Genomic DNA, 26,021 nt, shown 5'->3' on the forward strand with positions numbered 1-26,021 from the left:
TTGCTACTTTTAACTTATCCTAGGGAGGTATATTCCGTAATAGTTTGCAAACTTTATTTGAAGAGGAGTAGCCTGAAATTTATAAATATTTAATTTTTTAAGATGTGCCAACCACTATTACTACAAATAGGTGGTCTAGAATACTATTGCTTTAAAAAACAACAACAAGGATATGATTAATACATATAGTATTAAGTAAACTTTTAAAACTCATACTAATGAAAAACAAACCTTTCATCTTTACCAATTGGTATTGTTTTTACTATACCCATTCACACTCAAACATGAATTTTGAGAAGTTTGATCACAAATGCAAACTACCATTATTTTACCAAAGGCGGTGAGAACTTAGCCATTTACATCAATCAAAATTCAATAGATGCTAATGTGCCTATTCTAAAATTTTACATAGATAGGTACTATAAGAGAGAACGAACTGGGTTTGGAAACTAATTACCAAACAGGAGGAGAGACCGTTTTGTTAGTACCACTGTGAACAGAACTTGAAAACTATGTTCATAGAGACGGTCCTCTAAAAAATATCTAAGCACTCAATAGGCTGAAAAAACACAAAACTACTTCTGATGATCAGAAGAAGTGATCCAGTATACCTTTTTTAGAAACAAAAAAATGAATAATTAAATTAAATATATAAAGTAAAACACAAATCAGAAAAACGAAAATTATGAAAAAATTAGTTACAATTATCATCGTCGCAATCTATGCAGTATCCTACGGACAAACAACAATTGATGAAACTGCTATTCCTTCAACGGGTATTTCTTACCAAAATGGTCCAGGTACCTCCAATGAAGAAAACTGGACGTATCCGTACAGTGTCAAATTAAGTGTTTTTGGTAATATACACCGAAATTTTGAACTCGCGAATACAAGTAAAACCGGAACTACAACACTTGCCATGCGAACATACAATGGTGAAACTTCTAGTTGGTCAGACTGGCGAGAATTTCTTTTTAAAAACCAAAACGGATATGTTGGTATAGGGACTTCTTCACCAAATAGTCTTCTAGATATTAATGGAACTGGTGATGGAACTGAACTTTTGAGGTTTTCTACCGAAAGACCTTGGGTTTTTCGTCAGCTCAATTCTGGGGCAAGTTCTCGGCTTGATTTGCATTCTACTGTGGGTAGTAAGAATTTTTTAATTACATCGCCAAACAATAGTATAGCGGCTCAATTTATGGTATCAGACAATCAGGACGGAAGTCGAGTATTCCTTGTTCCTGATGGAGGAAAAGTTGGTGTTGGAACCACTTCTTTTGGAAGTCATACGTTTGTTGTAGATGGTACTGTTGGAGCCAGAGAAATTAGAGTAGAATCAGGTAGTTGGTCTGATTTTGTTTTCGAATCAGGTTATGCGCTTCCTTCGCTACGAGATGTAGAAAATCACATTAAAGAAAATGGTCATCTTCAGGATATCCCTAGTGCAAAAGAGGTTGTAGCAAATGGATTCTTCCTTGGAGAAATGGATGCCAAATTGCTTCAGAAAATAGAAGAACTTACACTGTATACTATACAACAAGAGAAAAAAATCAAGGAATTAGAATTAATGAATCAAAAACTTCTTGAATTGCAGGAAAGAATTGAACTCCTTGAATCAAAAAAATAAAATGCCATAGCCATGAAGTTGATATCAACTAAAATCGAAGATTCATACATGCTTTAATTTAAAAATAAGAGATGATGAACAAATGATTATTGGCAAATTATTCAGACTATTTTGATTACATCATTCAGGAAAGTTATACTCAATAGTAGTATAAACTGACACATGATTCTTTTGAATGTATTGAAGATAAACAGGATCAGTAACAATATCGAAGCAGCAGCAGAGGTTATGGTTTTCTTTGATGAGCATGTATTTATTGTAAAAAATGTATGCCATTATAACAGAAAAAATGAGGTTGACGCATGTGATTTTTTAGATGAACTAGCTTCAAAATGTTAAAGCACTTACACTATCATGTTATCCCCCAAATACGTTGTCAGGAGTCGATTTGTTTAGAAAAACAAGATTTATAAACCAAAACGAACGGGTTTTACTGAATGAATTAATCAATCAAACACACAAATTAAAGAATATACAAAATGAGAAAAATAGTATACAACATATTGTTTCCACTACTATTGTTCTTAACCATTAGTAGTTATGGGCAAGATCAATTAGATAGTTATTATTATCATAAAGGAAAAAAGGTATTTTTAACTATAAATACCCAAGCTGTTTCTGTTTCATTTGAGGGAGAAAGTTCTGTAAGTTCTTTTTCTTCTTTTAAATCCAGTGAGACAGAAATATCCGAAATAGTTGAAGATCGAACTAGATCTATTGCAAACCCAATAGACGCAGAAGCTTCCAAAAGAAAAAATCGTAAGTCATTTTATATGGAAGTTGCTACAAAAACTTCTTTGTCGAATAAAGAATATCGTGAGCAAATAGCATCATTTAAGTTGAAGGCGAATACGCTAATGGTTTCACCAACGTATATAAAGAACGGTCATAAAATAGGTTTAACCAATAACTTTTATGTAAAATTAAAGCATCAAGATGATGTTAAACTACTATATGCAAAAGCAAAAGAAATGGATGTTGAAGTATTGGGGCACGATAAATTTATGCCACTTTGGTTTACATTATCAATTAATAAACCGAAAGATTTGAATGCACTGAACTTAGCTAATATATTTTATGAGACAGGTCTTTTTGAAAGTACAGAACCAGCTTTTACCTATCATGATTTAATAGCATCAGATGATACATTCTTTGGTAATCAATGGGCATTATTGAATACCGGACAAAACGAAGGAACCTCTGGGATTGATATTAATGCTGAGCAGGCTTGGAATCTTACCACCGGATCTTCGGATATCAAAACGGCAGTTTTTGATCATGGAATAGAGTTGGATCATCCAGACTTAGTCAACAGGATACACGGTACAGGGTTTGATGCAAATAATGGGACGACACCCGCTACAGTAAGAGGCTCTCATGGAACCGCCTGTGCAGGAATCGTTAGTGCAGAACAAGATAACAATCTTGGGGTTTCTGGTGTGGCTCCAGATAGCGAATTAATCTCGATAAGTATTAATTTACGATTTTCTGATACCGCTGCGCAATTGGCAAGTGGTTTTAACTGGGCATGGCAAAATGGAGCCGATATTATTAGTAATTCATGGGGAGGATATACGCCATCTAGTATTATCGATGATGCTATTGCCAATGCTATTACTAATGGTAGAGATGGGAAAGGTTGTGTTATTGTTTTTGCAGCAGGAAACGAGGACAATACTAATATAAGGTATCCAGGAAACAATAATCCAGATATTTTGGTAGTAGGAGCAATGAGCCCTTGTGGAGAAAGAAAAAGTCCAGACTCTTGTGATGGAGAATCTTGGTGGGGAAGTTGTTTTGGAGCTGAACTTGATGTAGTGGCTCCGGGAGTATTAATACCAACAACAGATAGACAGGAAGGTTCAGGGTATTCTGAAACGGATTATGTTCAGGATTTTAATGGTACTTCGTCTGCTTGTCCTGCCGTGGCTGGGGTTGCCGCATTGGTATTGAGTGTAAACCCAAGTTTAACATTTCAGCAAGTCAATGATATCATTGAACAATCTGCACAAAAGGTAAGAACAGATTTATATACCTATGATACTACAAGTGGCCGTAACAATGGTACTTGGAATATAGAAATGGGGTATGGGTTAGTAGATGCTTATCAGGCTGTCATATTGGCTCAGGCTCAGGTGAGTGATTGCGTCGAAAATCTAACTATAACGCAAAATGTACCTTCTGGAGACACTGATATACAAAAAGCGGCTACTAGCGTTACAGCAAGCAATGTAATTTCTAATGGAGGTGCTGCCATATATACAGCAGGAACAAGAGTAATAATGACTACAGGTTTTATCGCTCAATCGGGGTCGTATTTTCAAGCTTTAACAGAGGTTTGTACAGGAGCTAGTGCTGCCCAAGAATCTGTGGCATCGAACAAAGTCAATATTACGTATGAGACGATAGATCCACAACTTTTGGCCGAATACAAGGAAGAAGAAAAAACATTTGATGCTTTTCCTATCCCAACGAATGATATATTAACTATTACCAGTAAAGAAAATATGGTTAGTTGGCAATTAGTTAATCAAACAGGAAACGTTGTTCGAGTTTCAAATTCTAAAAACAATGCTTTTCAAAGGGATCAGGTTGCTTTAGGTGCGTTATCATCTGGATTTTATATGCTACTGGTTACTCTGGATACTGGTGAGAAAACGTATAAAAGCTTGATTAAAAACTAATACCATTTATACGTTGAATTTACCGTAATAAAATTCTCTTTTTCTTCTTTGCATACACAAAAAATAGCTGATTTTCTTTTACAGTAAATTCATTTATCTAAATAAAACAACATAAAACATAAAAAGCTATATTTTATAGGGGTTAACAGAATATTTTGTAATTAAATATTCTGTTAAGACCCTCTGTTTTTTGTGCTTTTTTGTTTATTATTGTCTCGTAATTGTACCTCTAACTACAAAAGGCACAAAAAATATATAATCATGAATGTAACTTTACGACAGAAAACATTAAAGGACGGCAGACAAAGTTTGTTTTTAGATTATTATTTACCCAAGGCTAAACAAACTCGAAAAAAAGAAGCCCTTAAATTATATCTCTATCCTAAGCCAAAATCAAAACTAGAGAAAGAGCATAATAAGAAAGTCTCTTTGTTGGCCGAGAGCATTCGTTCTAAACGTTTATTACAACTTCAGCATGAGGATCATGAGTTTTCACATTTAATATCCAATAAGGATTCAGGTTCGAGTCGAAACTTCATTGCCTATTTTAGAGAACTAACCAATAAAAAAATTAACCAACCGGCCACCTATGGAATTTGGAATAGTACATTAAATTATATTATCGATTATACAGGAGAACGGCAGCTTGGTATTGGAGATATTGATAAGGAATGGGTAGAGGGGTTTAAAAAATACCTTGTAACAGTAGAAGCCTCGGTGGAAGGTACTCCCTTATCGCTAAATACTTGTCATGTCTATTTTAGTAAGTTTCGATCTTCTTTCAAAAAAGCAGTAAAAGAAAAACTAATCACTCACAACCCTTGTGAAGATGTAGCACATATCCCAAAAGAAGAAACAGAACGAGAATTCCTGACTTTTGAGGAATTACAATCCGCTTTTAGAACCGAATGCCATCCATTGATTCTAAAAAAGGCATTTCTATTTAGTTCATTAACAGGGCTGCGAAAATCAGATATTTTAAAAATGAAATGGTCAGAGGTACAACATTCAGAAAATCAAGGGTGGTATATCCGTTTTACACAAAAGAAAACAAAAGGGGTAGAGACTCTCCCTATTTCAGATGAAGCCAGAGCTTTACTAGGTGAAAAGTCAGGTTTGGACAATCCTGTTTTTGAGGGGCTTAAATTCGATGGTGCCACATCCATTAAACTTCAACGATGGATGTTACAATCTGGGATTACAAAAATCATTACTTTTCATTGTGCCAGACATACCTATGCTACCCTACAACTGACCTTCGGAACAGATATTTACACCTTATCTAAACTACTAGGGCATAAAACATTACAAACCACCCAGATTTATGCAAAAATCATAGATAAAAAGAAAGTAGAGGCAGCAAACAGGATTCCAAATTTGGGAGTATAAAAGAAGAATAATCCATCTGGGTATAGCATTTCAATATTCATTAACTTAAAATTAACACTACGGAAACGAAACATTTTAGGTTCTTGAGACACATACATAAGGGATAGTATCACTCTTATTTGTTTTGCCTTTATGTTAACACCTTGTTTTTCTTATTATCAAATTAATACTGTGGATATTTGGGATTTTGAATATCACTTGTTTTTTAACCCTTCTGAAGAATTTAAGCATTTTTCCAGAATTCGGGTGATGGAAGAGCTATCTCAAAAACTTCAAGTCATTGTCATTTCAGAAACGCCTCCTTTTATTACCTATGACAATTACATAGGTGGAGATAAAGACATGAAAACATATTATCTTAACAAGGTAAATCGTTTTACACAAGCCATAGACTTTTCGGAGTCTATACGATTAGCATATTTTTTTAGTAATAATGATGGATATTCATATCGAATAGACAAAGAAATTAAAAGTGATCATAAAGATTTTGCTTTTTGGTTTTCCCTAAAACTGCGACAATACGAGTTAGGGTTACATCATATCAACTCTTTTTTAGAGTACCATCTAACCCATTCTTTTGAAAGGTATATCCTTAGTTATATGGATTTTCTGAACAAAAGAATAATACGACAATATCAGAATATATTTTTTTCACCCAGACTTAGTCAAACCATCACAGAATATTTACAGAGTTTTGCTGATACTTTAGATCCTCAGGATACCCCTCCTAAGGAAACACCAAAGTACCATAAAAGACCCAGAACCCGAAAAAACTATAATTCATATTATTTAACCATTCTTCAAAAAGAACCTACTTATCTACAGAATAATGGAGGTTATCAAGCATTTGAACAGCTCATCGAATATGGGTTTATCAAAGCAGACATTGATTTTGATTTTGAAAATTTTAAAAATATTTTTTCAGGAGTTGGAGTTACTAAAACTAAAAGAATTATTTGGTTGGGCGGGAAAATCTATCTCAAACTGTTTGTACATTATTTGGTTCGAACGAAAAAAATTGAACCTATGGGTAATGAAAATTGGACAACGACCATAAAGTGTTTTTTAAATAAAGAAGGCAAAGAATTTGAAACCACTCAACTTCAATATGCCAATGGAGGAACTGACCAAAGAAAAGAAGTACTATACGCTATTGCTGATATCTTATAATACACCTATAAAATTTTAGTTTTTTAAGGTCCTCTCCCTATTGATAGACTGCCTCCTTTCTTTCGCTCTATTCTCTACGTTTTTTTTGATAAAATAGTGTTTTTAAAAAACCTAGTATTTACAAGAGATCACAAAGAATACCAAAAGTAAAACATCTGGTAAACTCTACGCTCTACGATTTTACGAAAAAACGCTTTGATATGTTTTGTTATTTGGTCTTCGATATCAATAAAACAAAGCATTACGTAATGCTCATTTCTAATTTTTAAAAAAGAAGTATATGAGCGATTTATTAAAACCATTGTATTCTTTAACTATTGGAGAATACAAAGAATTACAACGAGAAATTTTTAACGAACAAGCAGAAAAGATATTAAAAAAGGATAGGACTCAACCTTTAGTAAAAGAAAACAATGACATCATCTTTTTAGAGGAAGTATGTGAAATAACAGGATATACAAAACCAACTTTATATTCTAAAATCAGTAGGTACGAAATCCCAGTACTCTCCAGAGGAAAACCACTCACTTTTTCTAAAAAAGACATTATTGATTGGATACATCAGGGAAAGCCTAATACATTGGATGACCAAGTCAAGGATTATTTAAAATCTAACCCCCTGTAAAACGTTGCGTTATGATAACACGAAAGGATATTATAGCCAAGACACATTATGGGTTGAAGATATATAGTTATGTTCTTAGAGAATTTAACCCTAATCAAGTGCTAAAAGTTGACCTAAATGGGGATAAACAAATTGTAAACCCATCCAGTGTAAACCGATGTAAACTAATAGTAAACCCTTTTTTACAATGGGAAGAAGCGAGTCTATCAATTGTCATTGAAAACCGAATTGCAGTTTACAAAGACTTGATGGATACTTCTTTTTATGGAGATCCATTTGATTTTGCACAATTGTATTTTAAAGAGGATAGTGAATATGAATTATTAAAACGTATTAATGAAGTCCTTCATTTAACAATAGCGTCTAAACCTTCAGAATATGAACAAAATAATCAGCACGTTACAACACTTCTAGATACAATACCAGATCATCGTATCATACCAAAATTTAGTTACTTCCATAGAAATCTTTTTAACCTCTATCCTAATGAAAGTTTAGACATTCCAAAAACCTATGAAATGATAAGGCACCCTATTCGAAAATACAAAACAGAAAAGCTACGAAGTTTGGGTGCTGCCCAACAAAAAATATTCAAAAGACAGAATTTTGATTATGTCACCTTTTCAGGAACTTTTACCAAGCGTGCTAACAACTCTTTAATCAAACATTCTAACTTATTAACAGTGGACATTGATGATGTACAAGATCAAAGTCGATTGGAAGAAATAAAAGAAATACTATTACATGACCCGTATTTTCCTACCGAGTTATTATTTGTTTCTCCCAGAGGAAACGGATTAAAGTGGGTTGTTGAAATCTCATTAAAAGAGGTATCTCATGGAGATTATTTTACAGCAATCAGCAAGTATTTAAAACAAACCTATACAATAGAGATAGATACCCATGGAGAAGATGTTGCCAGAGCTTGTTTATTACCTTATGACCCCAATGCCTATATCCACCCTAAATATACCTAATGATACAAAGATTTGATCCTAAAAAATATTTGAATACCGATAAGAATGCTAACATGAATATTGTTTCTGATTCCATTGAATCAAACCGCTATAGTTCTAATGAGACATTAGAAGTTGTTCAGAGGATTATTGGAGCATTGGAAATGAAAGGTATTGACCTTACTTCCAATTATGAAGATTGGCTAAAAATTGGTTTTGCACTTGCAGATGAATTTGGGCAAAATGGAACATCATTGTTTCACAGGGTAAGTAAAAATTATCCCGGCTATGAGTATAAAGCCTGTCAAAAACAATATGAACACTGTCTAAAAAGTAAGCGCACAGGCGTCACTCTGGGAACCTTCTTTCATTTAGCAAAACAAGCAGGAGTCGATTTAAAACGAAAAAAGAATAGGTCTCTGGATTATACCTTGCCTACAGCGTCTTCCAACACAGAAGAAATGGTTGTAGCTAAAAAAACATTGGCTACATTTCCTGATTTTATTTTTGAACAAATACCACGTTTATTGCAAGATGTGGTGGTTTGCGCTAAAACTGATACAGAGAAAGATATTCTTTTTTTAGGTGCATTAACCACGATGAGTGCATGCCTGCCCAATGTTTACGGGATTTATGATCAATATACGGTATATCCTAATTTGTTCTTGTTCATTACTGCTCCAGCTTCTTCTGGCAAAGGGAGAGTAAATCTGTGTAGAAGGTTGGTACAATCTATTCATACGGTAAAACGTGATACTACGATGGCTGATAAAGCGCAATATCAAATAGATTTAGCTGCTTATCGATCCAAAAAAAAGAAGGATGCTTTAGCCATCAAACCATCTAAACCCCCAGAGCAAATGCTTTTTATTCCTGCCAATAATAGTGCTACGGGTACATTTCAGTTATTAGCCGAAAATAATGGAGAAGGGTTGATTTTTGAAACTGAAGGAGACACACTGGCACAGACTTTTAAAAGTGAATACGGTAATTATAGTGATGGATTTAGAAAAGCTTTTCATCATGAAGCTATTAGTTATTATCGAAGAACGGATAGTGAATATATAGATATTCCTTGTCCTAAAATATCTACAGTCCTAACAGGTACACCCGATCAGGTGCTTGCCTTAATGCCTGATTCAGAAAATGGATTATTCAGTCGATTTATATTCTACCATATGAAACGCCAAAAGCAATGGCGTAATGTATTTGCTGATTCAAAACAAGAAAGTTTAGACATTACTTTTGATCGGTTAGGGCAACAATTTCATAGGTGTTACAATACATTATGCACCTATAGTGAAGGAATTCAGATTACCTTACAAAAGGAACAAGAAGATCGTTTTCATGATTTTTTTAGTAAACAATATGACAAGTTCCTGTTTTTACAAAAGAATGGTTTAGAAGCCTCCTTACTAAGATTAGGCTTGATTTGTTATCGAATAGCCATGATTTTGACAGTACTTAGAATGTCAGAAGAGGGTAATATTACCAATTGCAGAACATGTAGTGATTCTGATTTTGAAGTGGCACTGCGTATGATTACCATTTTATTAGCACATACCGAACATGTTTTTTTGCACTTACCGGAACCCAAACGAGTACTACCACGTCAAAAAAATCATAAAGAACGTTTTTTGGATCAGTTACCAATACGTTTCTCTACTCAGGAATTTAAGAGGATTTCTGATACTATGAATATTGCTTCCAAGAGTGCAGAACGGTATATTAAGGAATTTATAGAGAAAGGATACTTGCAAAGAGTTGCCCAGGGGGAGTACAAAAATATTTTAAAAAAGGACACCTGAGGTTTTTGAGGTTTCTGAGGTTTTTGAGGTTTTGGTTATTTTACATGCTCCAAAAACGGCATTTATAGCGCTCATGTCAAAAAAAAAATATAATGCAAAATACTTAAAAATAAGGTTTTTATGATTAAATACACATATGTTTTCCATTGAAATAACTCTTCCTAAATCTCAAACCAGAACTACATTGCCGAAAACCTCAAAACCTCAAACTGAGGTTTTGGTTATTAAATAAGTAACTTCAGGTATTTAGATGCATTTTCCTTGGTGGCAACTCTGAATAGGTAGAAGTCTGTTTTGCATGTATCTAATTGATTTTAAGTTTTTTGAAACCAAATTAACATGTGTTAATGTAGGTTTAATTAGGTTCAAAATATATTTTTTGTAGATCTGTATACTCCAGAAATTACGATCAAAACCTCAGAAACCTCAGAAACCTCAAAAACCTCACCTTTCTCTTTTTGAGGTTTTTTTGAGGTATACGTCACCCATATATGTTTACATCAATTGAAGAAATGACCCATGCTTTGGTAGTCGCGTTATAATTATGAAATAATACGGTCCATGATATCTCGACATCATCATCTGCAATCAATCCTTGTTCATATTGATAAGCAAGTTCTTTTTCCATGACACGATCAATCGCTGCAAAATATTCCAGTATCTCAATTTCTGGAAGCTCCTTTTTAAAGGTAATATTACAAAAACATGTTTCTTTTCCATTTTTAGAAACATATGTTAATATGCAATACACGCTGTAGGGATCTGCACCATCATCAATGATGTCTACCTTGTATTTGGTAGAAGTATCATTTAGGATAGTACTATCGGCAAAAGATGTGATGTACAACCGATCATTAAATACCAATTTTCCAGTATCATCTTTCAGTTGAATAAAAGGTTTATACGTCTCTTTTGAACTATACAATTTGGCATAGGTACATAGAAAAGAAAGAATAGATTCATAACGTCTTTTAGGGCTAAAGTGAATATAATTCTGGATGGTTTTTGATTCGCATGGATGGATAGTTCCATTTATAATTTCTAGTAAGTGGTCTTGATCGGACATAATACATTCTTTGGTTTTAAAAGTGGTCTAGGGTAAAGTTACAATTCTTTTGAAGTCTAAAAACAATCAAAAACGTATGACGGTATTTTTCAGTTTTAGTAAAAAAAGCGGTGCCACAAAAAAAATACACACCTACCCATGGGGTGTGTATTCTGTTGATTAGCTTAAAATAAAGAGGTTACTACTAGGTAAACAAGTGAGAATAGCTATGAATTAAGAAGAGGATGCTACAGAAAAACAATGATTGTTATAAAAATAGGGATGTGTTTTCTTAAATATACATGGCATCCCCTAGTGTATATTCTGTTTATTAGTTTAACATCACGTAAGTCCTATTGCAAATGAACAAGGGGCATAGTTGTTTTTATAATTTAGAAAAAGAATCAATTGCGTAAACTATTCGCTTATATAAAATAGGCATGTCCTACACATTGTATTCCTGTATTATTAATTTTTTTTGAAATAATGTATTTAAGAAAGTCATGTCAAATCGTAAAAAATATTAAAATGCGGCTTAATTATAATTTGTACCAAATTTATTAGGTAATCCAGAATGACACGCAACTTTTCCTTATAACACGAACTTAACTTTTCACTATAGGGATGACACGTAACTCTTTCTTATAACACTGACTTGACTTTTCTCTATAGGAATGACACGCAACTCTTCCTTATAGCGCTGACCTGACTTTTTTCTATAGGAATGACACGTAACTCTTCCTTATAGCACTGACCTAACTTTTCCCTATCGGAATGACACGCAACTTTTCCTTATAACACTGACCTAACTTTTCACTATAGGGATGACACGCAACTCTTCCTTATAGCACTGACCTGACTTTTTTCTATAGGAATGACACGTAACTCTTTCTTATAACACTGACCTAACTTTTCCCTGTAGGAATGACACGCAGCTCTTTCTTATAACACTGACCTAACTTTTCTCTATAGGGATGACACGCAAGTCTTCCTTATAGCACTGACCTCACTTTTCTCTATAGGAATGACACGCAACTCTTTCCTATAACACTGACCTAACTTTTCTCTATAGGGATGACACGTAACTTTTCCTTATAACACTGACCCAACTTTTCTCTATAGGGATGACACGCAACTCTTCCTTATAGCACTGACCTGACTTTTTTCTATAGGAATGACACGTAACTCTTCCTTATAACACTGACCTAACTTTTCCCTGTAGGAATGACACGCAGCTCTTTCTTATAACACTGACCTAACTTTTCTCTATAGGGATGACACGCAAGTCTTCCTTATAGCACTGACCTCACTTTTCTCTATAGGAATGACACGCAACTCTTTCTTATAACACTGACCTAACTTTTCTCTATAGGGATGACACGTAACTCTTCCTTATAGCACTGACCTAACTTTTCCCTATAGGGATGACATGTAGCTCTTACTAGCCTTTGTGTGAATTATACTACTAAAAACAATAAACTATCATTGCACAAAGTTCTGGGTTTAAGACCCTCTCTGTATCCATAGCGGACTCGTGGGGAACTATTCCTCCAATATATCCCAATACTCCTATATAGGAAGTGGTGAATTAGGGAAATGTTCTTCTATTTGTTTTAAACAGAAACAAACGTTTACAAATGAATAATAGTTGTGTAGTCTATTGTTTAAGTTTATCATCTGTAATAAAAAAGTTGTGGATCTATTCACCAAACCTTTACGGCCTGATATGCATTTATTTTCGCATTGAACATAAAGATCTAGTTTTATAAAAATCCAAAGTAACTTCCTTAAATCTAATTATATGTTAAAAATATATACCTGCTGAAAAATCTTCTCCAATCAGTTTTAAATTAGTTAGAGGAATATATTTAAAATTATTTTCGTACCGATTTTGATGTAGTAATTTATACCCCCTATAAATTGGAATAACCCAGTATGATAGCGTTTGCATAGTTTACAAATAAATAGAAAAAATATATATGTAACACCTTGGTATATTACCATTACAAAAAGTGCTATTTAATACTTATTTTAGACGTATCTTTCAATTAAACAATCTCCTTTAGAAAGGGGTTTAGCCATCTTCACTATTTAAACCAAGAAATATGAACACAAAAAAAAGGGAAAGAGCATCATCTGATTTCGTAAAAACTGAACTGAAAAAATTAACACATTTGAAAATAGAAAGCGAACCACTCTACAAAAATATGTGGGTAAAAGGAGCGTTGGTTGTTGCCAGTATATACGGGCTAATGTTTGTTTCTAAATATTTTATTAGCCAGTATGCCGATTTAATTACAGCAACCAAAAAATTACGCAATGCAAAACGACTATAGTTACAAATATGAAGACCACAGAAAAGTTACTCCAACATAGGAATTCGGATGTATTAGCAACAGCACTTAAGTTAATTACTGCCATCTATATAGTTTCGAGAACAGTAAAAACATGTACAGACCTGTATTATCAAATTGAAAATGAAAAGCGAAAGAGATAATGTTTTAAAATGACTATTAACATCTCTTATCGTAACCGTTCGGCAAACTACATCTTGTATAATTTTGATTTAGGTTCTAGTTTTGCGGTATGCAAAAAGAAAAGACCAAAAGAAAGAGATGTACTCCATTTTAAAGAACTGGCGAAAAACGTGGTATTAATTATGGTATTATGAAATACTGGAATAGACAGTTTAGGATTGATTTTCCAGAACCTAAAATACGAATTTCAAAACAAGAGACTATTTTTATTCCTGTAGAAATCTCTTACCTGTGGTTCACTACTTTTACCACCACCGAATTTTTTGTCGTTCTTGTTGTTTTACTTTGGAAGCAATTGTTATAACAACCACCGAACGTTACTTAAAATCTATAGGACTGTTAGAAGATGAAAATGCAATTATTATGATTCCTACTATTTAAGTAGTATTTAATAAAGAAAAGCTGTCCAGTAAGACAGCTTTTCCTGAAATTCCATTATTTTAGCTCCATTAACTTCCTAAATCTTTTAGCATCTTCGGTTTCGAGAAACAAATCAGGATTTTTAGTATTAACGATTACATATTGAGATTGGTTTAATCTCTTTTGGGCAACTTTAAGTTCTGATTTATCCAATCGCCAAATAGTTAATTGGTCATTCAATTTTACTATTCCCCCTATATTTTCTTTAATTAACTCTTTAATTATTGGTTGATCAATTTGGGTATTATTAAGAATATTATATTCATAAACATTTTTAATATAACCTTCTTTAACTCCCATTGAATGAAAAATCCACTTTTGTTCCAAAACAGAGTTATTTTTAGATTCTTTCTGCTTCTTTCTATAATCGTTTATATATCCATAATCAAAAGAATATACGTCATTCATATTATGAATTAATTGATTAACAAGAGTCTTGTCAAAATATTTCTTATCTATAATTATTTCTAAGCTAATAGACGATAAATTTGGAGGATGTTCTAAATTCATAATTGGGTTATTTATGATGAAATAATTTTCAGAACGATTATCGTTAAAATAAGCCATTATGTTTACTACATCTTTATTTTCCAAACTATTTATAGCTTTTAGAAAACCTTCTTTCGTTTTCCATACTTTTCTGCCATAATTATAAGCAAAACTTAATGAAGTAGGTTTGTCAATACTCTGTAAAATGAAATCATATAGAACCTTAAAACAATCTTTAATTAAAAAAAACTCTCCTTCTAAGGGGGTCACTATCTTACAGAATTCAATTATTTTATATTTATCTTGAAAAAACATAATTATTTTATTTTGAAAATATTTTATTTAGCAATCTTGCACCCCAGTATACGTTTATACCAACTGTTTTGATCCCATTTAAGTTCAAAAAATCTCTGTTTCTTGATCTTAAAATACTTAACACATCCGTTTTAGAACCAATTTCAATAGCACGAACTTTTCCATTTTTATATAGAACACCGACATCAGGTCTGGGACCGTATCGTAAGCCTTTGGGTGTTAAATTTCCCATTAATGACCTATACCCTCTATCTAATGTTACTCTAACTACATTTGGATTCAAGGAATAAAATCTAGCTGCTAAGTTACTAAAAAAAGCATGTCCTCTAGTACCTGTTTTTTGTGCTGTTCCGACAATTTTGCTTCCAGTTCGTCCAACTCTTGACAACCCTTTTAGAACCCCTGCACCTGGCACTATACTTAACGCTTCTATTTTTGCTCCTGCCATCTGCCCACCCATTGTATGAGCTAGGTTATTAATATCACCCGTTGCTGCCGCATTATGTATGTCATACACCTGTCTTGCATGCTTAAGCATAGGGAAAGACATTTCTGCACCCCCCATTAGTCGTTGCATATAGGCTTCTCCGGTAAACATAGAGGATGGGTTCGTAACGATATTTACCAGACCGTTCCACATGCCTTTCACATGACTTAGCTGACCTCCTAAATAACTATTTCCCGCACTCACAAACATATCTCCAATCCCCGGGTTGGGTGCAATCATAGGGTCGGCACTGGCATAATTTTGTGAGGTTTCTACGACCCTAGGAACTCTTGTGGCACTTTCGCTACTGCCACGACTAAATAAACTAAAAGGCATTGCTAACAAGTTTGTTATCCCATCCCATGCACTATCAATATTATTGCCTATCCAACTTCCTACTTGGGTATCTTCAAAAATTTTATAGCCTGCAATCGCTGCAATAGCATATTTTAGAACGATAACACTTTCTATAGCCAATTCTCCACTAGGGTCCGTATACTTTAGAGGATTATTAAGGACATAACTGTATCGGTTATAGTTTTGGGTATCATACGGGTTCTGTATATAATTATCAGGGGATAAAAACCTACCTAGATTCGGGTCATACATTCTTCCATTCATATGTATAAGTCCCACATCAAAGAAATGTTCATGCCCCGTATACCCGCGATCAATAAGGTTATTATATCCAAAATCGGTATTATTCTCACTTGACCAAAACGCATCTATAGTTCCCCATGCACCAAATTGTCTTGATTCGACCAAGGTGACAGAGGTATCTGCGGCACCTTCCTTTTCTTGTTTTAGGATGTTTATAATACTTCCCAAGTGATCGCGATGTAAATAGTATTGATTGGGACCATCACTACTCCCATCGGTAAATAGCTCTATCTGTACCATTGGTGCAGTATATGCGTCTCCACCCTTAAAAGAGATAAACTTATAACTATCTGCTTCTCTGTCATACACCACCTCGACAGGTATGATCGAAGAATAGATTTTGTGATATCTACGCTCTTCTTTGGTAGTTTGCTCACCTCCATACCATGCCTGTGTTCTATCCATCATAGGACCATAGGCAAAACTGACCCTGCCTTTTCCTTGTTCGTAAATCTCCACAGGTTTTTTGTGGGCATTGTAGGTGATTTCTTGTCCTATTCGATTTTCAAAATATTCCTCTCCGTTATTATTTAAGGTAATATCCTTTATCTGATATCGATGATCACCACTGGCATAAGCATATTCACCGATATTGGTATCACTGGTAATTCGCCCACGAGTATCAAAAGTTTTGGTTTGTGCAAAAGGACCGCTTATTACGGTTAATCGTTCCTTTGCATCATAGGTAAATGTTTCTTCATATTTTTGAACATTTCCCACATTTGTTTCATGTATTCTATTACTTAATGTACCTCTGGCGGTATTAAAGGAATAGCTAGTTTTTATATCGTAGGTATCTGCATTAGTACTGCCTAATTGATCTCCTTTTGTATATCCGTATGCGTCATAATTTTTTTGGTGCAAATAAGTATCACTGCCAAAAGTTATGAGTGTCGGTTGTTCTCTTTCGTTCATACCCTTAATGGTCCAGTCCCCAGAAATACCCGTATACATACCACTCGTATCATAGGTATAGGATTGTAGCATCGTACTGGATTGTCCCCCTACTTGTGCGGTATGCGTTTCTGATTGTATTCTAGCGTAAGCATCATAGCTCATTTTTTTTGTAAATGTCCCGTTTGATGTAATTTCTGTAATCTGTGAAGGACGCAAATCACTATCATAGTCGTAGGTGTAATTATGTGTAGACCCGGTAATGGCATCTGTAGCTGCCATTCCTACCAGTAGCTTGCTACTACTATCATAGGTATAATAGGTGGTCATGTCCGTTAGATCTCCTTTACTTTTTTCTAATTGTAGTCTACCGTTTGGCAAATATTCATAGGTGGTGCTACCCTTGGGAGTTGTTTCTTTGGTTACTTCGCCAAAACCATTATACTCATAGGTATATACTCCTCCCGAAGGATCGGTAAGTTTAGTTCTACGCCCCCAACCATCTTGTTCTATAAGCTGATTTACACCAAAATGACCTACGGATCTTAAGGCTCCATTGCCATAATAGTTTAGAGCGATGGATTCTCCAGAGTCAATTACAAATATATCTTGACCCATAGGATTTTTTTCTGTACTTACTGTTTTGACCCCGTCATTCACTGTAGTTGTTAATTTATCATAGGTATACGTAATGGTCTGACCGGTATATAATTCTTGTGTACTGACTCTACCATAAAAATCATAAGATGTTGTATTCCATTGTGTAGGAGAACTACCAAAGTGAGGCTCACTTTGTCCCGTTAGCCGATCTAGCATATCATAATCATAGGTAACTCGTATCCATTCTCCCCCAAAACTCTTTTTACCGATATACTGGATTCTACCCAGTGGGTCATACTGGGTGATGGTTGCACTACCGTCATTACTCTCTGTAGTGACTTGGTATCTAAGATCTGTCTCAGTATAGGTCGTTGTTGTACTTATACCCAAATCATCTGTAACACCAATAATACGATTCCAAACATCGTATGTATAGTGTATGGATTGATTAAAAGGATTTGTCTCTTTGGTAAGAAACCCTGTAGCTGTATTATAGGCATAAGTAGAGGTTAATCCTTCTACATCCGTGGCTTCGGTCATAAAACGACCAGAAGAATCGTAGGTTGCACTAATGGTTCTACCAACTTCTCCATAGGGAGTTGTAGTGGTTTCTATAACGTTACCAAAATTATCATACGTATAGGTTTCTGTATTAAACTCTGTATCATTTCCTTTGACTTGTAAGGCAGTGAGTAAGTATCCCGAATAGGTATATTGTTCTTCTGTACTAAATGTTTTTGTGCCTATTGTAGAGGTTACTTTTTTGTGTGATGGTCTACCTATAGAATAGGACCCAGTACTTGTGTTATTGTTATAAGTAAGCTCAGTAATCATACTACCCTTACCAGAATAATTGACAGTTTCATTGGTAGGATTGCCATAACTATCGTATTGATATTGTGTTGTGGTTGTTGTACCTAACAATTGGTTTTGATGGGTACTAGTGTCTACCTCTAATCTGAATACTTTGTTAGTACCCAAGGTATAGTCATATGCTGTATTTGTATGGGTAATGTAATCCGAAGGAATCGTACCAAAACGATGGGTATATGGAGTCTTATACTGATCAGTAACCGCGCCTCTTAATTGTAGATCTCGCGTAGTATTGGTATAGATCAATTGGCTTGTATCATTAACAGGATACCAATTACTGCGAGCGATATACTTGAACCCCATAAATCCTAATCCCCCAAGATGGGAAACCCCTCCTTTATAATAATAATTCTGATATCGACTAACATTTGGTGCCGATTTTTCTATGGTACGTACTAATTTGATGGTGGGAGCACTAACAATATCTACATAGGGATATGTCATTTGATAAGGATCAGAAGAGTATACATTGGTCGTAGGATACGAATCACTAAAAGGATCTAGATCACTATATCTAATAGAATAATCAGTATCATTTTGAGTTATCGTTTGTATAGTAGATGTTAATTTATGATCATAATTATAGCTGAAAGAATGTATATTACGATCACTAATGGTAGCAAACTCTAATTTATTATTGGGTTGATCAGAAGATAAGAAAATAGGAAGCGGATAATGTTTTGTCTGACCTCTGGATGTTGAATAGCTCCCGGCAACCTCAAATCCTACAAAATTACTAGAGGCAGACATTCCGTTATTTTTGAACATTGTTATTTGTTGGTAGCCATCAGTTCCATCATTATTTGTACTTGAATTATGACTTATGATGTCTGTTTTTCCATCCCCATTAATATCTATCGGGATCAAATTATACGTATAGGCTTTTCCTGTTATAGGGTGATATGTACTTGCATTATATGTAAATGCATAGGTTCCCGAAGTTCCTATAAATGATGTTCCGGTGGCTGTAAATAGATAAAATAGCCTAAAACCGTCAGTACTTGGTGTAAGAAAATCCGTTTTTCCATCTCCATTATAATCTCCTAGTAAAATGGGCATGTCGGTTTTAATAGCCGTATTTGTACTTTGCCAGAGTAATTGCAATGAATGAGTATCCATATCAAAGGAATACACATATACTTTTCCGGTAGTAAAATGAAGAAGATCCGTTTTTCCATCCCCATTAACATCAGCTGCCAGCAGTCTATCCCCTGAGATATAGGATGCTTGTAATACGCCCGAATTCGTAACAAAACCTGTCGTCTTTCGCCGATCCATGTCTATAAAATGCACTTCTGGTGTAGGCGTATTGTTTGTATCATTACACTGACAATATGTTGACCCCCAACCTTTACAATCTGTACTTGTATATTCTTTAGGGATCGCAACGATATCGGTTAATCCATCACCGTTAAAATCACCGGAAACATATTCCTGTGGAATAATTCTTGAAAAATTACTAGAGAAACATGTCAAATCTGTAGAATAGGTGGGTGGATTCCATGTTTTTTCATAGTGTACAGTAAGTGGTTCTGAAGCGCCATTAGAATACGCCTTTAATACTGCTTGACCTGAACTACTATTATGCTTTATAATGGTAAACCCTTGACCTGATATCATATTGTTGTTATCATTTAATAAGGTCATGGGTACAATCTTTTCAAATTCACCAGAATCTACAGTAATAGCAGATTCATAATTCTGATTTTTAAACACCCTAAATTCATCGTTTGTTTTTGGATGTATAATAAAATCCATTCTACCATTACCTGTTAAATCCATCGTCACAACTTCTGAGGTACGTTGCTCAATCCCCACAGCAGGAAGATTTGCGGTAATCAAAGAATAATCAACAGACTCACTACCTCGATTATAGTTATAGGTAAAATTAATTGGACTATGTGCCTGAGAATTGTCTCCCGTTTTTTCGATAATCTGTTCTAATATATCATAATCCAGTGCATCTTGTTGATGAAAAGCATAATAGTTTCTATACGGAACTCCATCACCAATAACATTAATTTCTTTAAGAATCATACTATTGGTAAATGCCACATCCCCCACATACGATATTTCAGGTTTTGTTCTTTCTCCATATTGAAATATAACTTTATTGATAGCAGTACCCGTGCCTTTTGCTCCATAGCTAATTTGTTTTAAATAAAGCATGTTTCCGGCTGTGATATAGGTATAACTTATGCGTATGCCCAACGGGTTTTCATAATATGTAATCGCGTATTCTAATCGAGATCGAGAATTTGTAGTTTTTCCATACAATGCTTTGGAACCATCTGGGTAGTTAACCTCAAAATATGAAGGTCCGGAAGAAGCTCCCATAGGTGACTGTCCATATGATATAATTTTTACGTTAGAATAACTCTCGGTTTGATATTGGGCTCCATTAGTCCCATAAGCACCACTTTTTAAGACCAGACGTTGACCGTCTAAAGCAAAGCGATCACTGCTATCAAAATCAACACCGTCAATAATCCCGTCGTGATATTCAGTAGCGGGTATTCTGGTTATTGTAGAAGCACCGGACATTGACCAGCCCCAACCTGCCATAGCATTACCAGCCTGACTGTTATAGGTTAGTGCCAGTGTAGGTTCTACACCAGTAATTCCCGGAGGAACACTAATAGGAACTGTATAAACAGCTGCTCCTGTGAGAGAAACCGACAAGGCTCCTTCGGTCTCCCCAATACCAGAGCTTGCAGCTTTAGTTTGATTGTTCGAAGTAAAGTTTTCTGCTTCTACGTTATTATTTTCTTCAATTTTTATTGTTGTTGAATGTTCCTGGTAAGTAAAATCATCTATAGGAGTAAGGTTGGTTGTACCTTGTGCGAATAGACCTGTGCCCGTTAAAAATAGGACGATAATAAGAATAGGTATATAATTGGTTTTCATTTTATCTGAGTTTTAAAAAAGTAAAAGTGTGTTGATTTTCTCGTTTAGCAGTACGTCGAAAAAAGCCTTAGAGGTCTTTTAAAATTTTCTTTTCTACAGTATCTACTTCTGGATGGTACAACCTAATAACTATAATATAAATTCCAGGTTGTTTGGATGTAATGTCGGCAAAAGCCATATTTTCATAAATATCATAAACAGATCTTACACGATTATAATTCATATCGTATATTTTAATATCATGGATATATTGGGTCATTTCAGGAAGCCATTCTATAATTACAAGTCCATCTGTAGGGTTCGGGTGAACAACAAACTTTTCGGCAATAATTTCTTCAATTGGTGTTTCCTCTTCTTCCTCTTCTTCCTCTTCTTCCTCTTCTTCCTCTTCTTCTTCCTCACCTAGACTTCGCACATGTTGATTTCCTGCTGTATCATAACTATAGGATAGTATGGTTTGAGATTGGCATACTACCGGAAGTAATAACAGCGCTAGCAGAAATAAGCCCAATACGTTTAATGTTTTCATTTGTTTTCGTTTTAAAAGGTTAACGTGTGATTAGTTAGCGGACAATACAGCCCACTGTTTATTTTTTTCGCAATTATATTAACTCAATTTGCTACAAATAACAGATTCAGAGTACATAACCGTCTATAGATAGTAACTTTGCAGCAAGAAATGTTACGACGAAATGTTACTTTTTTTTAATTTTATTTCAGTAGTAACTATAAAATCTAAGTGCAAAAACAGATATCTGATTTTATATATCCACTGAAATAGTCACTTGATCTAATAGCTCCAGAAGTAGTAATCGTTTGGTTACAGGGTTTCTTTTGGTAACATTATTGTTTTTTAGAAACTCATGTATAATTGAGGTCAAATGCATATTGGCAAAACTTTCTTCGATATTTCGATTATTAAAAGCAATTAACTCATACTGTCCATTAACAACAAAGTATAAACTTTCCTTAACAATAGACTCCGGAAATAAAGAGCTAACTACATATATAGTCATAAATTGACATGAATCTTCTAAGCTACAGTCTCCACGATTACGTCCTTCTGAAAATTCTATTTTGATCAAAGACTTTTCTATATCTGCCCTAATCTTATCAAAATGTAAGGGACTACTAAAGTCTGCTAGCAATGTTTCGATTTTATGCAAAATATCTAATACCTCTATCTTTGCCATTCCGTCAAACTGCCTGACTACATTTTGTAATACTCTTTGTTCTTGAACACTGAAACTCATATCTTTTTTTATTTTAGTAACTTGTAATCTAGGACCATACAATGCCATTATTTATCCATAAAAACATTTGAGTACCTGACTGCCAAAGGGAATCATACCTTAGAAAATTGAGACTAGTACACGGGGATTTCTAAAGTACTGGCGTGATGCCAGATACTCGATGTCTTATTAAATTATTAAAACCTATAACCTATCAAATCAAGAATATAGGCTCATCTGTTAGATTCTGTGATTCTTATTTTTAATTTTGATCTATTGATTTCTCTTACAACTTCGGTTACACTTTTTCCTTTACTGTGGCAATCCTTAATCCAATTGCTAAGTAAAATCGCATAGCCACCATACATGCCTTCGAAATGTACTGGTTCGATAGATAAACGCTTCAAAACTTTTTTTTCAAATACATTAGTAGAAACTGTAAGCATATCATTAATTTTTAAATTTATTTTCAATCTTATTTAATTGCTCTAAAACACTAGGGGTACTTTTAATGGATCGGGCAATTTCAAAAGGAGTTTGACCATTTTTAAATCCATCATAAATCCAATTTCGTAGTAATTGAGCATAACCACCATTTAGTATCACAAAATCGTTAAAGTTTTTATAACTGATATCTAAATATTCCAAAACCGTTTTTTCAAATTCTGAATCGTAATCCTTTGACATTATAATAGATTCTATTATAGTAGTATCCTTGATTTTGCTGCTCAACTAAATAGTAAATTCAGCATCATGAATATTCTATCCTTGTAAAATTGACAAGTATTATTTTTCGTTCCTTTTTAGTATTATTTTAAATTTGTTTATATACTTTTAGCGTATATACACAATAATACAAAACAAATATATAACTTATTATTTAATATAATAAACATATTATATATAAATTATGGAATACCCGCAAAATCAATTATTAGATCGAATCATAACGGCTATTAAATCTTTAGGACTGACAGGTTATGAGATTGGAGAAAAAACACCTTTATCACAAGTAGGAGTTGACAAAATTTTAAGTGGAACATCTACAAAACCCAGAGAAACAACTGTTAAGGCTTTAAAAGAACTATTGTCAAATGAATATAAGATATCTAGATCATGGTTAGATCATGGGAAAGGTAAAATGAAAATGGAAGAACAAGAAAAGAACACTCTTGATACAGTTTTCCAAGAAATGATAGGAAGAATAATTGGGAATAAGTTAGATGAAGTTATATCGTATTTGGAAGTGATTGTGCAGCAAAACAATGAGATAAAAGAATACATAGATAGCCAAAGAGTTAAAGACTTAGTTTCTGTTGAGAAAAAACGCGTCATTAAAAAAGAAAAAAAGAAAAATTAATTATTAACTACGAATTAGCATACTGCTTAATAATAAGTTCCACCTGTTGTTCTATTTTTTTAGTTTCTGAAACAATTATTCCTTTTTCTATATCGTCCAAAAGCGATAAATATTGATCTCCATTCAATTTGCCTTCATCATACCCTTGTTTAGCAGCGATCAAGAGTACCATTGTCTCAACATTACTCATTTTCAAGGATTTTTTTCTTAGCTAATTTAATCTCCCTTTTAATATTATAAATTTGAAGATATTTAATGGCTTGAATTACAAAGGCTATTAATAATGTCATTCCAAAAGTATACCAATATAAGTAGCCGTCGTCAATTATTTTGTAGTCTTTCAATAGAAATAATAATTGAAGAACATAGCAATATATGGGAACCAGATATGAAACAGAGTAAGAACGCAATAATGCGCCAGTCACCAATATTAAAGGCGATATTGTTTGACTCATTAACCAAACAAATGTTTGAAAATTTATTCCTGCAAGAAGAAATTTTTCAGGTATTATAAATTGATAATTAAATAAAGCCATAATCTTATCAACATATAATATTACACCAGATAAAACTATGGCTATGCTACCTATTATTCTTGTTGCCGTGAACTTGGATTCATTTTTTAATACCTTATTTTTAGTCCCTTGTACCTGGTCTATCAACAGTTGATAGATCGACGGACTTGACTTCCCTTGTACCCGGTCGGTGAACATCGGTAAGATCAACTTGTAAGACTTCAATATTTTCATCATTTTCTATAATTTCTTGTTGCTCACAAGAAGCTGAAAATATTAACAAACTCAATACTGTAGATATTAAAACTAACTTTTTCATTATAATTGATTTAAGGATTAATTTTAAAAATAATATTTAAAATCCTAACATGGCAATCATATATGAAATAATTAGTATTGTATGGGGTACTCCTTTAAGTATTTAGAAGTGTTAAAATCTAGGGTTCAACAATTATTTCAAGACAAATATACACACCTAACAAGCTAACTCGGATACGGAAAAACCGTAATTCGGTTAAATACATTAAAAAAAATAATCTTTTTTTTAATGTTTACGGAAACCCGTAACAACAACTATATACTGGAATTTACTCTTGTAATATCCTAACCTAACATCAAATACCCTTCTTTTAGTTTTCCAGAAGCATACATTTGTGCCAATTGAGTATGGTGTTTTCCAAAATTATATTCAAAATGTGGTCGGTCTGGTTTTTTCCAATCACCACCCCATTTAAAGCCTAACGATTTATACCATTTTTGATTTAAAATGATCCAAATAAAATGCTGGTATTTTTTGTTTAGGCAAAAAAGAAAATCTAAATATAGCCTTCGCTACGGTTATAATTTATTTTGAAGCATCAACGAAAAAGAGCAAGTTTTATCAGGGCATTTTAAGTTAGGATGGTATAATATGGTTGTGTAAAGTATTTCTGTTTGATAGTTCAACATAAAAAATCAACTTTTTCGGGTTTTGTTAAAGTCAGTTTAATTCCGGGAGGATTAACAATGGAATAGGACTACTAAAACTTATCTTATCCACAACATCTTCTTCAAGAAGTTTTTGAAAAAAATTAAATTTATGATGAATCAACGCGATAAGATCGCAATCGGATTGTTGGGCAAACTCCTTTAAAGCACTAGTTTCTGTCGAGTCAATATCAATCTTGTAAAACACGTAATCAACATTTTTTAATATACCTTTTAATTTTTCTCGGTTACTTTTTTGAGTATTATTCATTGCATCTTCAATCATTATCCTAGTAATATTCAACTTAGACTCGTGAATTTTTAAAATATCAATCAGCGGTTGTAGTTAGTTGTTGTAAAATGTTCGTTTAAAGTTTGTAAAAAAAGCTATGGTTTCAGGTTTTTTACCAAATAATTTTACGGTAAACACATACTTATTTTACTTAATACAAGTATCTA

23 protein-coding genes are annotated in these 26,021 nt (G+C 33.7%); 11 read left to right on the plus strand and 12 right to left on the minus strand.

Annotation, left to right across the window (positions count from 1 at the left end):
• Positions 1 to 685 precede the first annotated feature (685 nt).
• The 7 genes from DZ60_RS24365 to DZ60_RS0116080 all read left to right on the plus strand — a co-directional run bounded on the left by DZ60_RS24365 (position 686) and on the right by DZ60_RS0116080 (position 10,262).
• On the plus strand, positions 686 to 1,630 hold the full coding sequence (locus DZ60_RS24365; RefSeq protein WP_025743060.1) for a DUF4200 domain-containing protein: 945 nt from the start codon (positions 686 to 688) through the stop codon (positions 1,628 to 1,630).
• Positions 1,631 to 2,109: 479 nt separating this feature from the next.
• Complete coding sequence (locus DZ60_RS23255) at positions 2,110 to 4,314, plus strand: S8 family serine peptidase (protein ID WP_025743061.1); 2,205 nt, start codon at positions 2,110 to 2,112, stop codon at positions 4,312 to 4,314.
• Between the two features lie 261 nt (positions 4,315 to 4,575).
• On the plus strand, positions 4,576 to 5,703 hold the full coding sequence (locus DZ60_RS0116060; protein WP_025743062.1) for a site-specific integrase: 1,128 nt from the start codon (positions 4,576 to 4,578) through the stop codon (positions 5,701 to 5,703).
• 132 nt (positions 5,704 to 5,835) lie between these two features.
• Entirely contained in the window at positions 5,836 to 6,873 is a 1,038-nt protein-coding gene (locus DZ60_RS0116065; protein WP_025743063.1) for a hypothetical protein, read from the plus strand.
• A 280-nt stretch (positions 6,874 to 7,153) separates the two neighbouring features.
• Positions 7,154 to 7,498 carry a helix-turn-helix domain-containing protein gene (locus DZ60_RS0116070; RefSeq protein WP_025743064.1) on the plus strand — a complete coding sequence of 115 codons (345 nt, stop codon included), beginning with the start codon at positions 7,154 to 7,156 and terminating at the stop codon, positions 7,496 to 7,498.
• 11 nt (positions 7,499 to 7,509) lie between these two features.
• Entirely contained in the window at positions 7,510 to 8,475 is a 966-nt protein-coding gene (locus DZ60_RS24735; RefSeq protein WP_081740516.1) for a BT4734/BF3469 family protein, read from the plus strand.
• Positions 8,475 to 10,262 carry a DUF3987 domain-containing protein gene (locus DZ60_RS0116080; protein WP_051477672.1) on the plus strand — a complete coding sequence of 596 codons (1,788 nt, stop codon included), beginning with the start codon at positions 8,475 to 8,477 and terminating at the stop codon, positions 10,260 to 10,262. The genes DZ60_RS24735 and DZ60_RS0116080 overlap by 1 nt, the downstream gene beginning before the upstream one ends.
• 481 nt (positions 10,263 to 10,743) lie before the next feature.
• Here DZ60_RS0116080 and DZ60_RS0116095 read toward each other — a convergent pair whose 3' ends face one another.
• Entirely contained in the window at positions 10,744 to 11,328 is a 585-nt protein-coding gene (locus tag DZ60_RS0116095) for a hypothetical protein (protein WP_025743066.1), read from the minus strand.
• Between the two features lie 2,084 nt (positions 11,329 to 13,412).
• On the opposite strand from DZ60_RS0116095, the gene DZ60_RS0116100 reads away from it, so the two are divergent.
• The 3 genes from DZ60_RS0116100 (at position 13,413) to DZ60_RS25290 (ending at position 14,148) form a co-directional block, all read left to right on the plus strand.
• Positions 13,413 to 13,643, plus strand: coding sequence for a hypothetical protein (locus DZ60_RS0116100; RefSeq protein WP_025743067.1), 231 nt, complete (start codon positions 13,413 to 13,415; stop codon positions 13,641 to 13,643).
• An 8-nt stretch (positions 13,644 to 13,651) separates the two neighbouring features.
• Positions 13,652 to 13,804: a hypothetical protein gene (locus DZ60_RS25285; RefSeq protein ID WP_161634433.1), complete on the plus strand. Its 153-nt coding sequence runs from the start codon at positions 13,652 to 13,654 to the stop codon at positions 13,802 to 13,804.
• Between the two features lie 170 nt (positions 13,805 to 13,974).
• The gene (locus DZ60_RS25290) at positions 13,975 to 14,148 is read left to right on the plus strand and encodes a hypothetical protein (RefSeq protein WP_161634434.1); all 174 of its coding nucleotides are present in this window, start codon (positions 13,975 to 13,977) and stop codon (positions 14,146 to 14,148) included.
• 131 nt (positions 14,149 to 14,279) lie between these two features.
• Here the strand turns inward: DZ60_RS25290 and DZ60_RS0116115 are convergent, their stop codons facing one another.
• The 6 genes from DZ60_RS0116115 to DZ60_RS0116140 all read right to left on the minus strand — a co-directional run bounded on the left by DZ60_RS0116115 (position 14,280) and on the right by DZ60_RS0116140 (position 23,408).
• Positions 14,280 to 15,068 carry a hypothetical protein gene (locus DZ60_RS0116115; RefSeq protein WP_025743068.1) on the minus strand — a complete coding sequence of 263 codons (789 nt, stop codon included), beginning with the start codon at positions 15,066 to 15,068 and terminating at the stop codon, positions 14,280 to 14,282.
• A 7-nt stretch (positions 15,069 to 15,075) separates the two neighbouring features.
• Positions 15,076 to 21,489 (minus strand): RHS repeat-associated core domain-containing protein, encoded by a 6,414-nt coding sequence (locus DZ60_RS0116120; protein ID WP_025743069.1) that lies wholly within the window; start codon positions 21,487 to 21,489, stop codon positions 15,076 to 15,078.
• Positions 21,490 to 21,556: 67 nt separating this feature from the next.
• Positions 21,557 to 22,018 carry a T9SS type A sorting domain-containing protein gene (locus DZ60_RS0116125; protein ID WP_025743070.1) on the minus strand — a complete coding sequence of 154 codons (462 nt, stop codon included), beginning with the start codon at positions 22,016 to 22,018 and terminating at the stop codon, positions 21,557 to 21,559.
• Between the two features lie 232 nt (positions 22,019 to 22,250).
• Positions 22,251 to 22,742, minus strand: a complete 492-nt coding sequence (locus DZ60_RS0116130; protein ID WP_152537454.1) for a hypothetical protein — start codon at positions 22,740 to 22,742, stop codon at positions 22,251 to 22,253.
• Between the two features lie 212 nt (positions 22,743 to 22,954).
• The gene (locus DZ60_RS0116135; RefSeq protein WP_152537455.1) at positions 22,955 to 23,167 is read right to left on the minus strand and encodes a hypothetical protein; all 213 of its coding nucleotides are present in this window, start codon (positions 23,165 to 23,167) and stop codon (positions 22,955 to 22,957) included.
• A 4-nt stretch (positions 23,168 to 23,171) separates the two neighbouring features.
• Positions 23,172 to 23,408 carry a hypothetical protein gene (locus tag DZ60_RS0116140; RefSeq protein ID WP_025743073.1) on the minus strand — a complete coding sequence of 79 codons (237 nt, stop codon included), beginning with the start codon at positions 23,406 to 23,408 and terminating at the stop codon, positions 23,172 to 23,174.
• A 223-nt stretch (positions 23,409 to 23,631) separates the two neighbouring features.
• On the opposite strand from DZ60_RS0116140, the gene DZ60_RS0116145 reads away from it, so the two are divergent.
• Positions 23,632 to 24,081, plus strand: coding sequence for a helix-turn-helix domain-containing protein (locus tag DZ60_RS0116145; RefSeq protein WP_025743074.1), 450 nt, complete (start codon positions 23,632 to 23,634; stop codon positions 24,079 to 24,081).
• Between the two features lie 7 nt (positions 24,082 to 24,088).
• Here DZ60_RS0116145 and DZ60_RS0116150 read toward each other — a convergent pair whose 3' ends face one another.
• The 5 genes from DZ60_RS0116150 to DZ60_RS0116160 form a co-directional block, all read right to left on the minus strand.
• A complete protein-coding gene (locus DZ60_RS0116150) occupies positions 24,089 to 24,271 on the minus strand; it encodes a hypothetical protein (protein ID WP_025743075.1) in 183 nt (60 codons plus the stop codon).
• The gene (locus DZ60_RS0116155) at positions 24,264 to 24,743 is read right to left on the minus strand and encodes a hypothetical protein (protein WP_152537456.1); all 480 of its coding nucleotides are present in this window, start codon (positions 24,741 to 24,743) and stop codon (positions 24,264 to 24,266) included. Before DZ60_RS0116155 ends, DZ60_RS0116150 begins: the two co-directional genes overlap by 8 nt.
• Positions 24,718 to 24,915: a hypothetical protein gene (locus DZ60_RS24945; protein WP_152537457.1), complete on the minus strand. Its 198-nt coding sequence runs from the start codon at positions 24,913 to 24,915 to the stop codon at positions 24,718 to 24,720. Before DZ60_RS24945 ends, DZ60_RS0116155 begins: the two co-directional genes overlap by 26 nt.
• Positions 24,916 to 25,199: 284 nt before the next feature.
• Entirely contained in the window at positions 25,200 to 25,373 is a 174-nt protein-coding gene (locus DZ60_RS25780) for a M15 family metallopeptidase (protein WP_152537458.1), read from the minus strand.
• Between the two features lie 202 nt (positions 25,374 to 25,575).
• The gene (locus tag DZ60_RS0116160) at positions 25,576 to 25,848 is read right to left on the minus strand and encodes a universal stress protein (RefSeq protein ID WP_025743077.1); all 273 of its coding nucleotides are present in this window, start codon (positions 25,846 to 25,848) and stop codon (positions 25,576 to 25,578) included.
• Positions 25,849 to 26,021 lie beyond the last annotated feature (173 nt).

It is taken from the genome of Aquimarina pacifica (assembly GCF_000520955.1).
Taxonomy (GTDB): Bacteria; Bacteroidota; Bacteroidia; order Flavobacteriales; family Flavobacteriaceae; genus Aquimarina; species Aquimarina pacifica.

Bases quoted from the DNA above. Each gene is read 5' to 3' on its own strand.
- DZ60_RS24365 (WP_025743060.1), top strand. From the start codon at position 686: ATGAAAAAATTAGTTACAATTATCATCGTCGCAATCTATGCAGTATCC.
- DZ60_RS23255 (WP_025743061.1), top strand. From the start codon at position 2,110: ATGAGAAAAATAGTATACAACATATTGTTTCCACTACTATTGTTCTTA.
- DZ60_RS0116060 (WP_025743062.1), top strand. From the start codon at position 4,576: ATGAATGTAACTTTACGACAGAAAACATTAAAGGACGGCAGACAAAGT.
- DZ60_RS0116065 (WP_025743063.1), top strand. From the start codon at position 5,836: ATGTTAACACCTTGTTTTTCTTATTATCAAATTAATACTGTGGATATT.
- DZ60_RS0116070 (WP_025743064.1), top strand. From the start codon at position 7,154: ATGAGCGATTTATTAAAACCATTGTATTCTTTAACTATTGGAGAATAC.
- DZ60_RS24735 (WP_081740516.1), top strand. From the start codon at position 7,510: ATGATAACACGAAAGGATATTATAGCCAAGACACATTATGGGTTGAAG.
- DZ60_RS0116080 (WP_051477672.1), top strand. From the start codon at position 8,475: ATGATACAAAGATTTGATCCTAAAAAATATTTGAATACCGATAAGAAT.
- DZ60_RS0116095 (WP_025743066.1), bottom strand. From the start codon at position 11,328: ATGTCCGATCAAGACCACTTACTAGAAATTATAAATGGAACTATCCAT.
- DZ60_RS0116100 (WP_025743067.1), top strand. From the start codon at position 13,413: ATGAACACAAAAAAAAGGGAAAGAGCATCATCTGATTTCGTAAAAACT.
- DZ60_RS25285 (WP_161634433.1), top strand. From the start codon at position 13,652: ATGAAGACCACAGAAAAGTTACTCCAACATAGGAATTCGGATGTATTA.
- DZ60_RS25290 (WP_161634434.1), top strand. From the start codon at position 13,975: ATGAAATACTGGAATAGACAGTTTAGGATTGATTTTCCAGAACCTAAA.
- DZ60_RS0116115 (WP_025743068.1), bottom strand. From the start codon at position 15,068: ATGTTTTTTCAAGATAAATATAAAATAATTGAATTCTGTAAGATAGTG.
- DZ60_RS0116120 (WP_025743069.1), bottom strand. From the start codon at position 21,489: ATGAAAACCAATTATATACCTATTCTTATTATCGTCCTATTTTTAACG.
- DZ60_RS0116125 (WP_025743070.1), bottom strand. From the start codon at position 22,018: ATGAAAACATTAAACGTATTGGGCTTATTTCTGCTAGCGCTGTTATTA.
- DZ60_RS0116130 (WP_152537454.1), bottom strand. From the start codon at position 22,742: ATGAGTTTCAGTGTTCAAGAACAAAGAGTATTACAAAATGTAGTCAGG.
- DZ60_RS0116135 (WP_152537455.1), bottom strand. From the start codon at position 23,167: ATGCTTACAGTTTCTACTAATGTATTTGAAAAAAAAGTTTTGAAGCGT.
- DZ60_RS0116140 (WP_025743073.1), bottom strand. From the start codon at position 23,408: ATGTCAAAGGATTACGATTCAGAATTTGAAAAAACGGTTTTGGAATAT.
- DZ60_RS0116145 (WP_025743074.1), top strand. From the start codon at position 23,632: ATGGAATACCCGCAAAATCAATTATTAGATCGAATCATAACGGCTATT.
- DZ60_RS0116150 (WP_025743075.1), bottom strand. From the start codon at position 24,271: ATGAGTAATGTTGAGACAATGGTACTCTTGATCGCTGCTAAACAAGGG.
- DZ60_RS24945 (WP_152537457.1), bottom strand. From the start codon at position 24,915: ATGAAAAAGTTAGTTTTAATATCTACAGTATTGAGTTTGTTAATATTT.
- DZ60_RS0116160 (WP_025743077.1), bottom strand. From the start codon at position 25,848: ATGATTGAAGATGCAATGAATAATACTCAAAAAAGTAACCGAGAAAAA.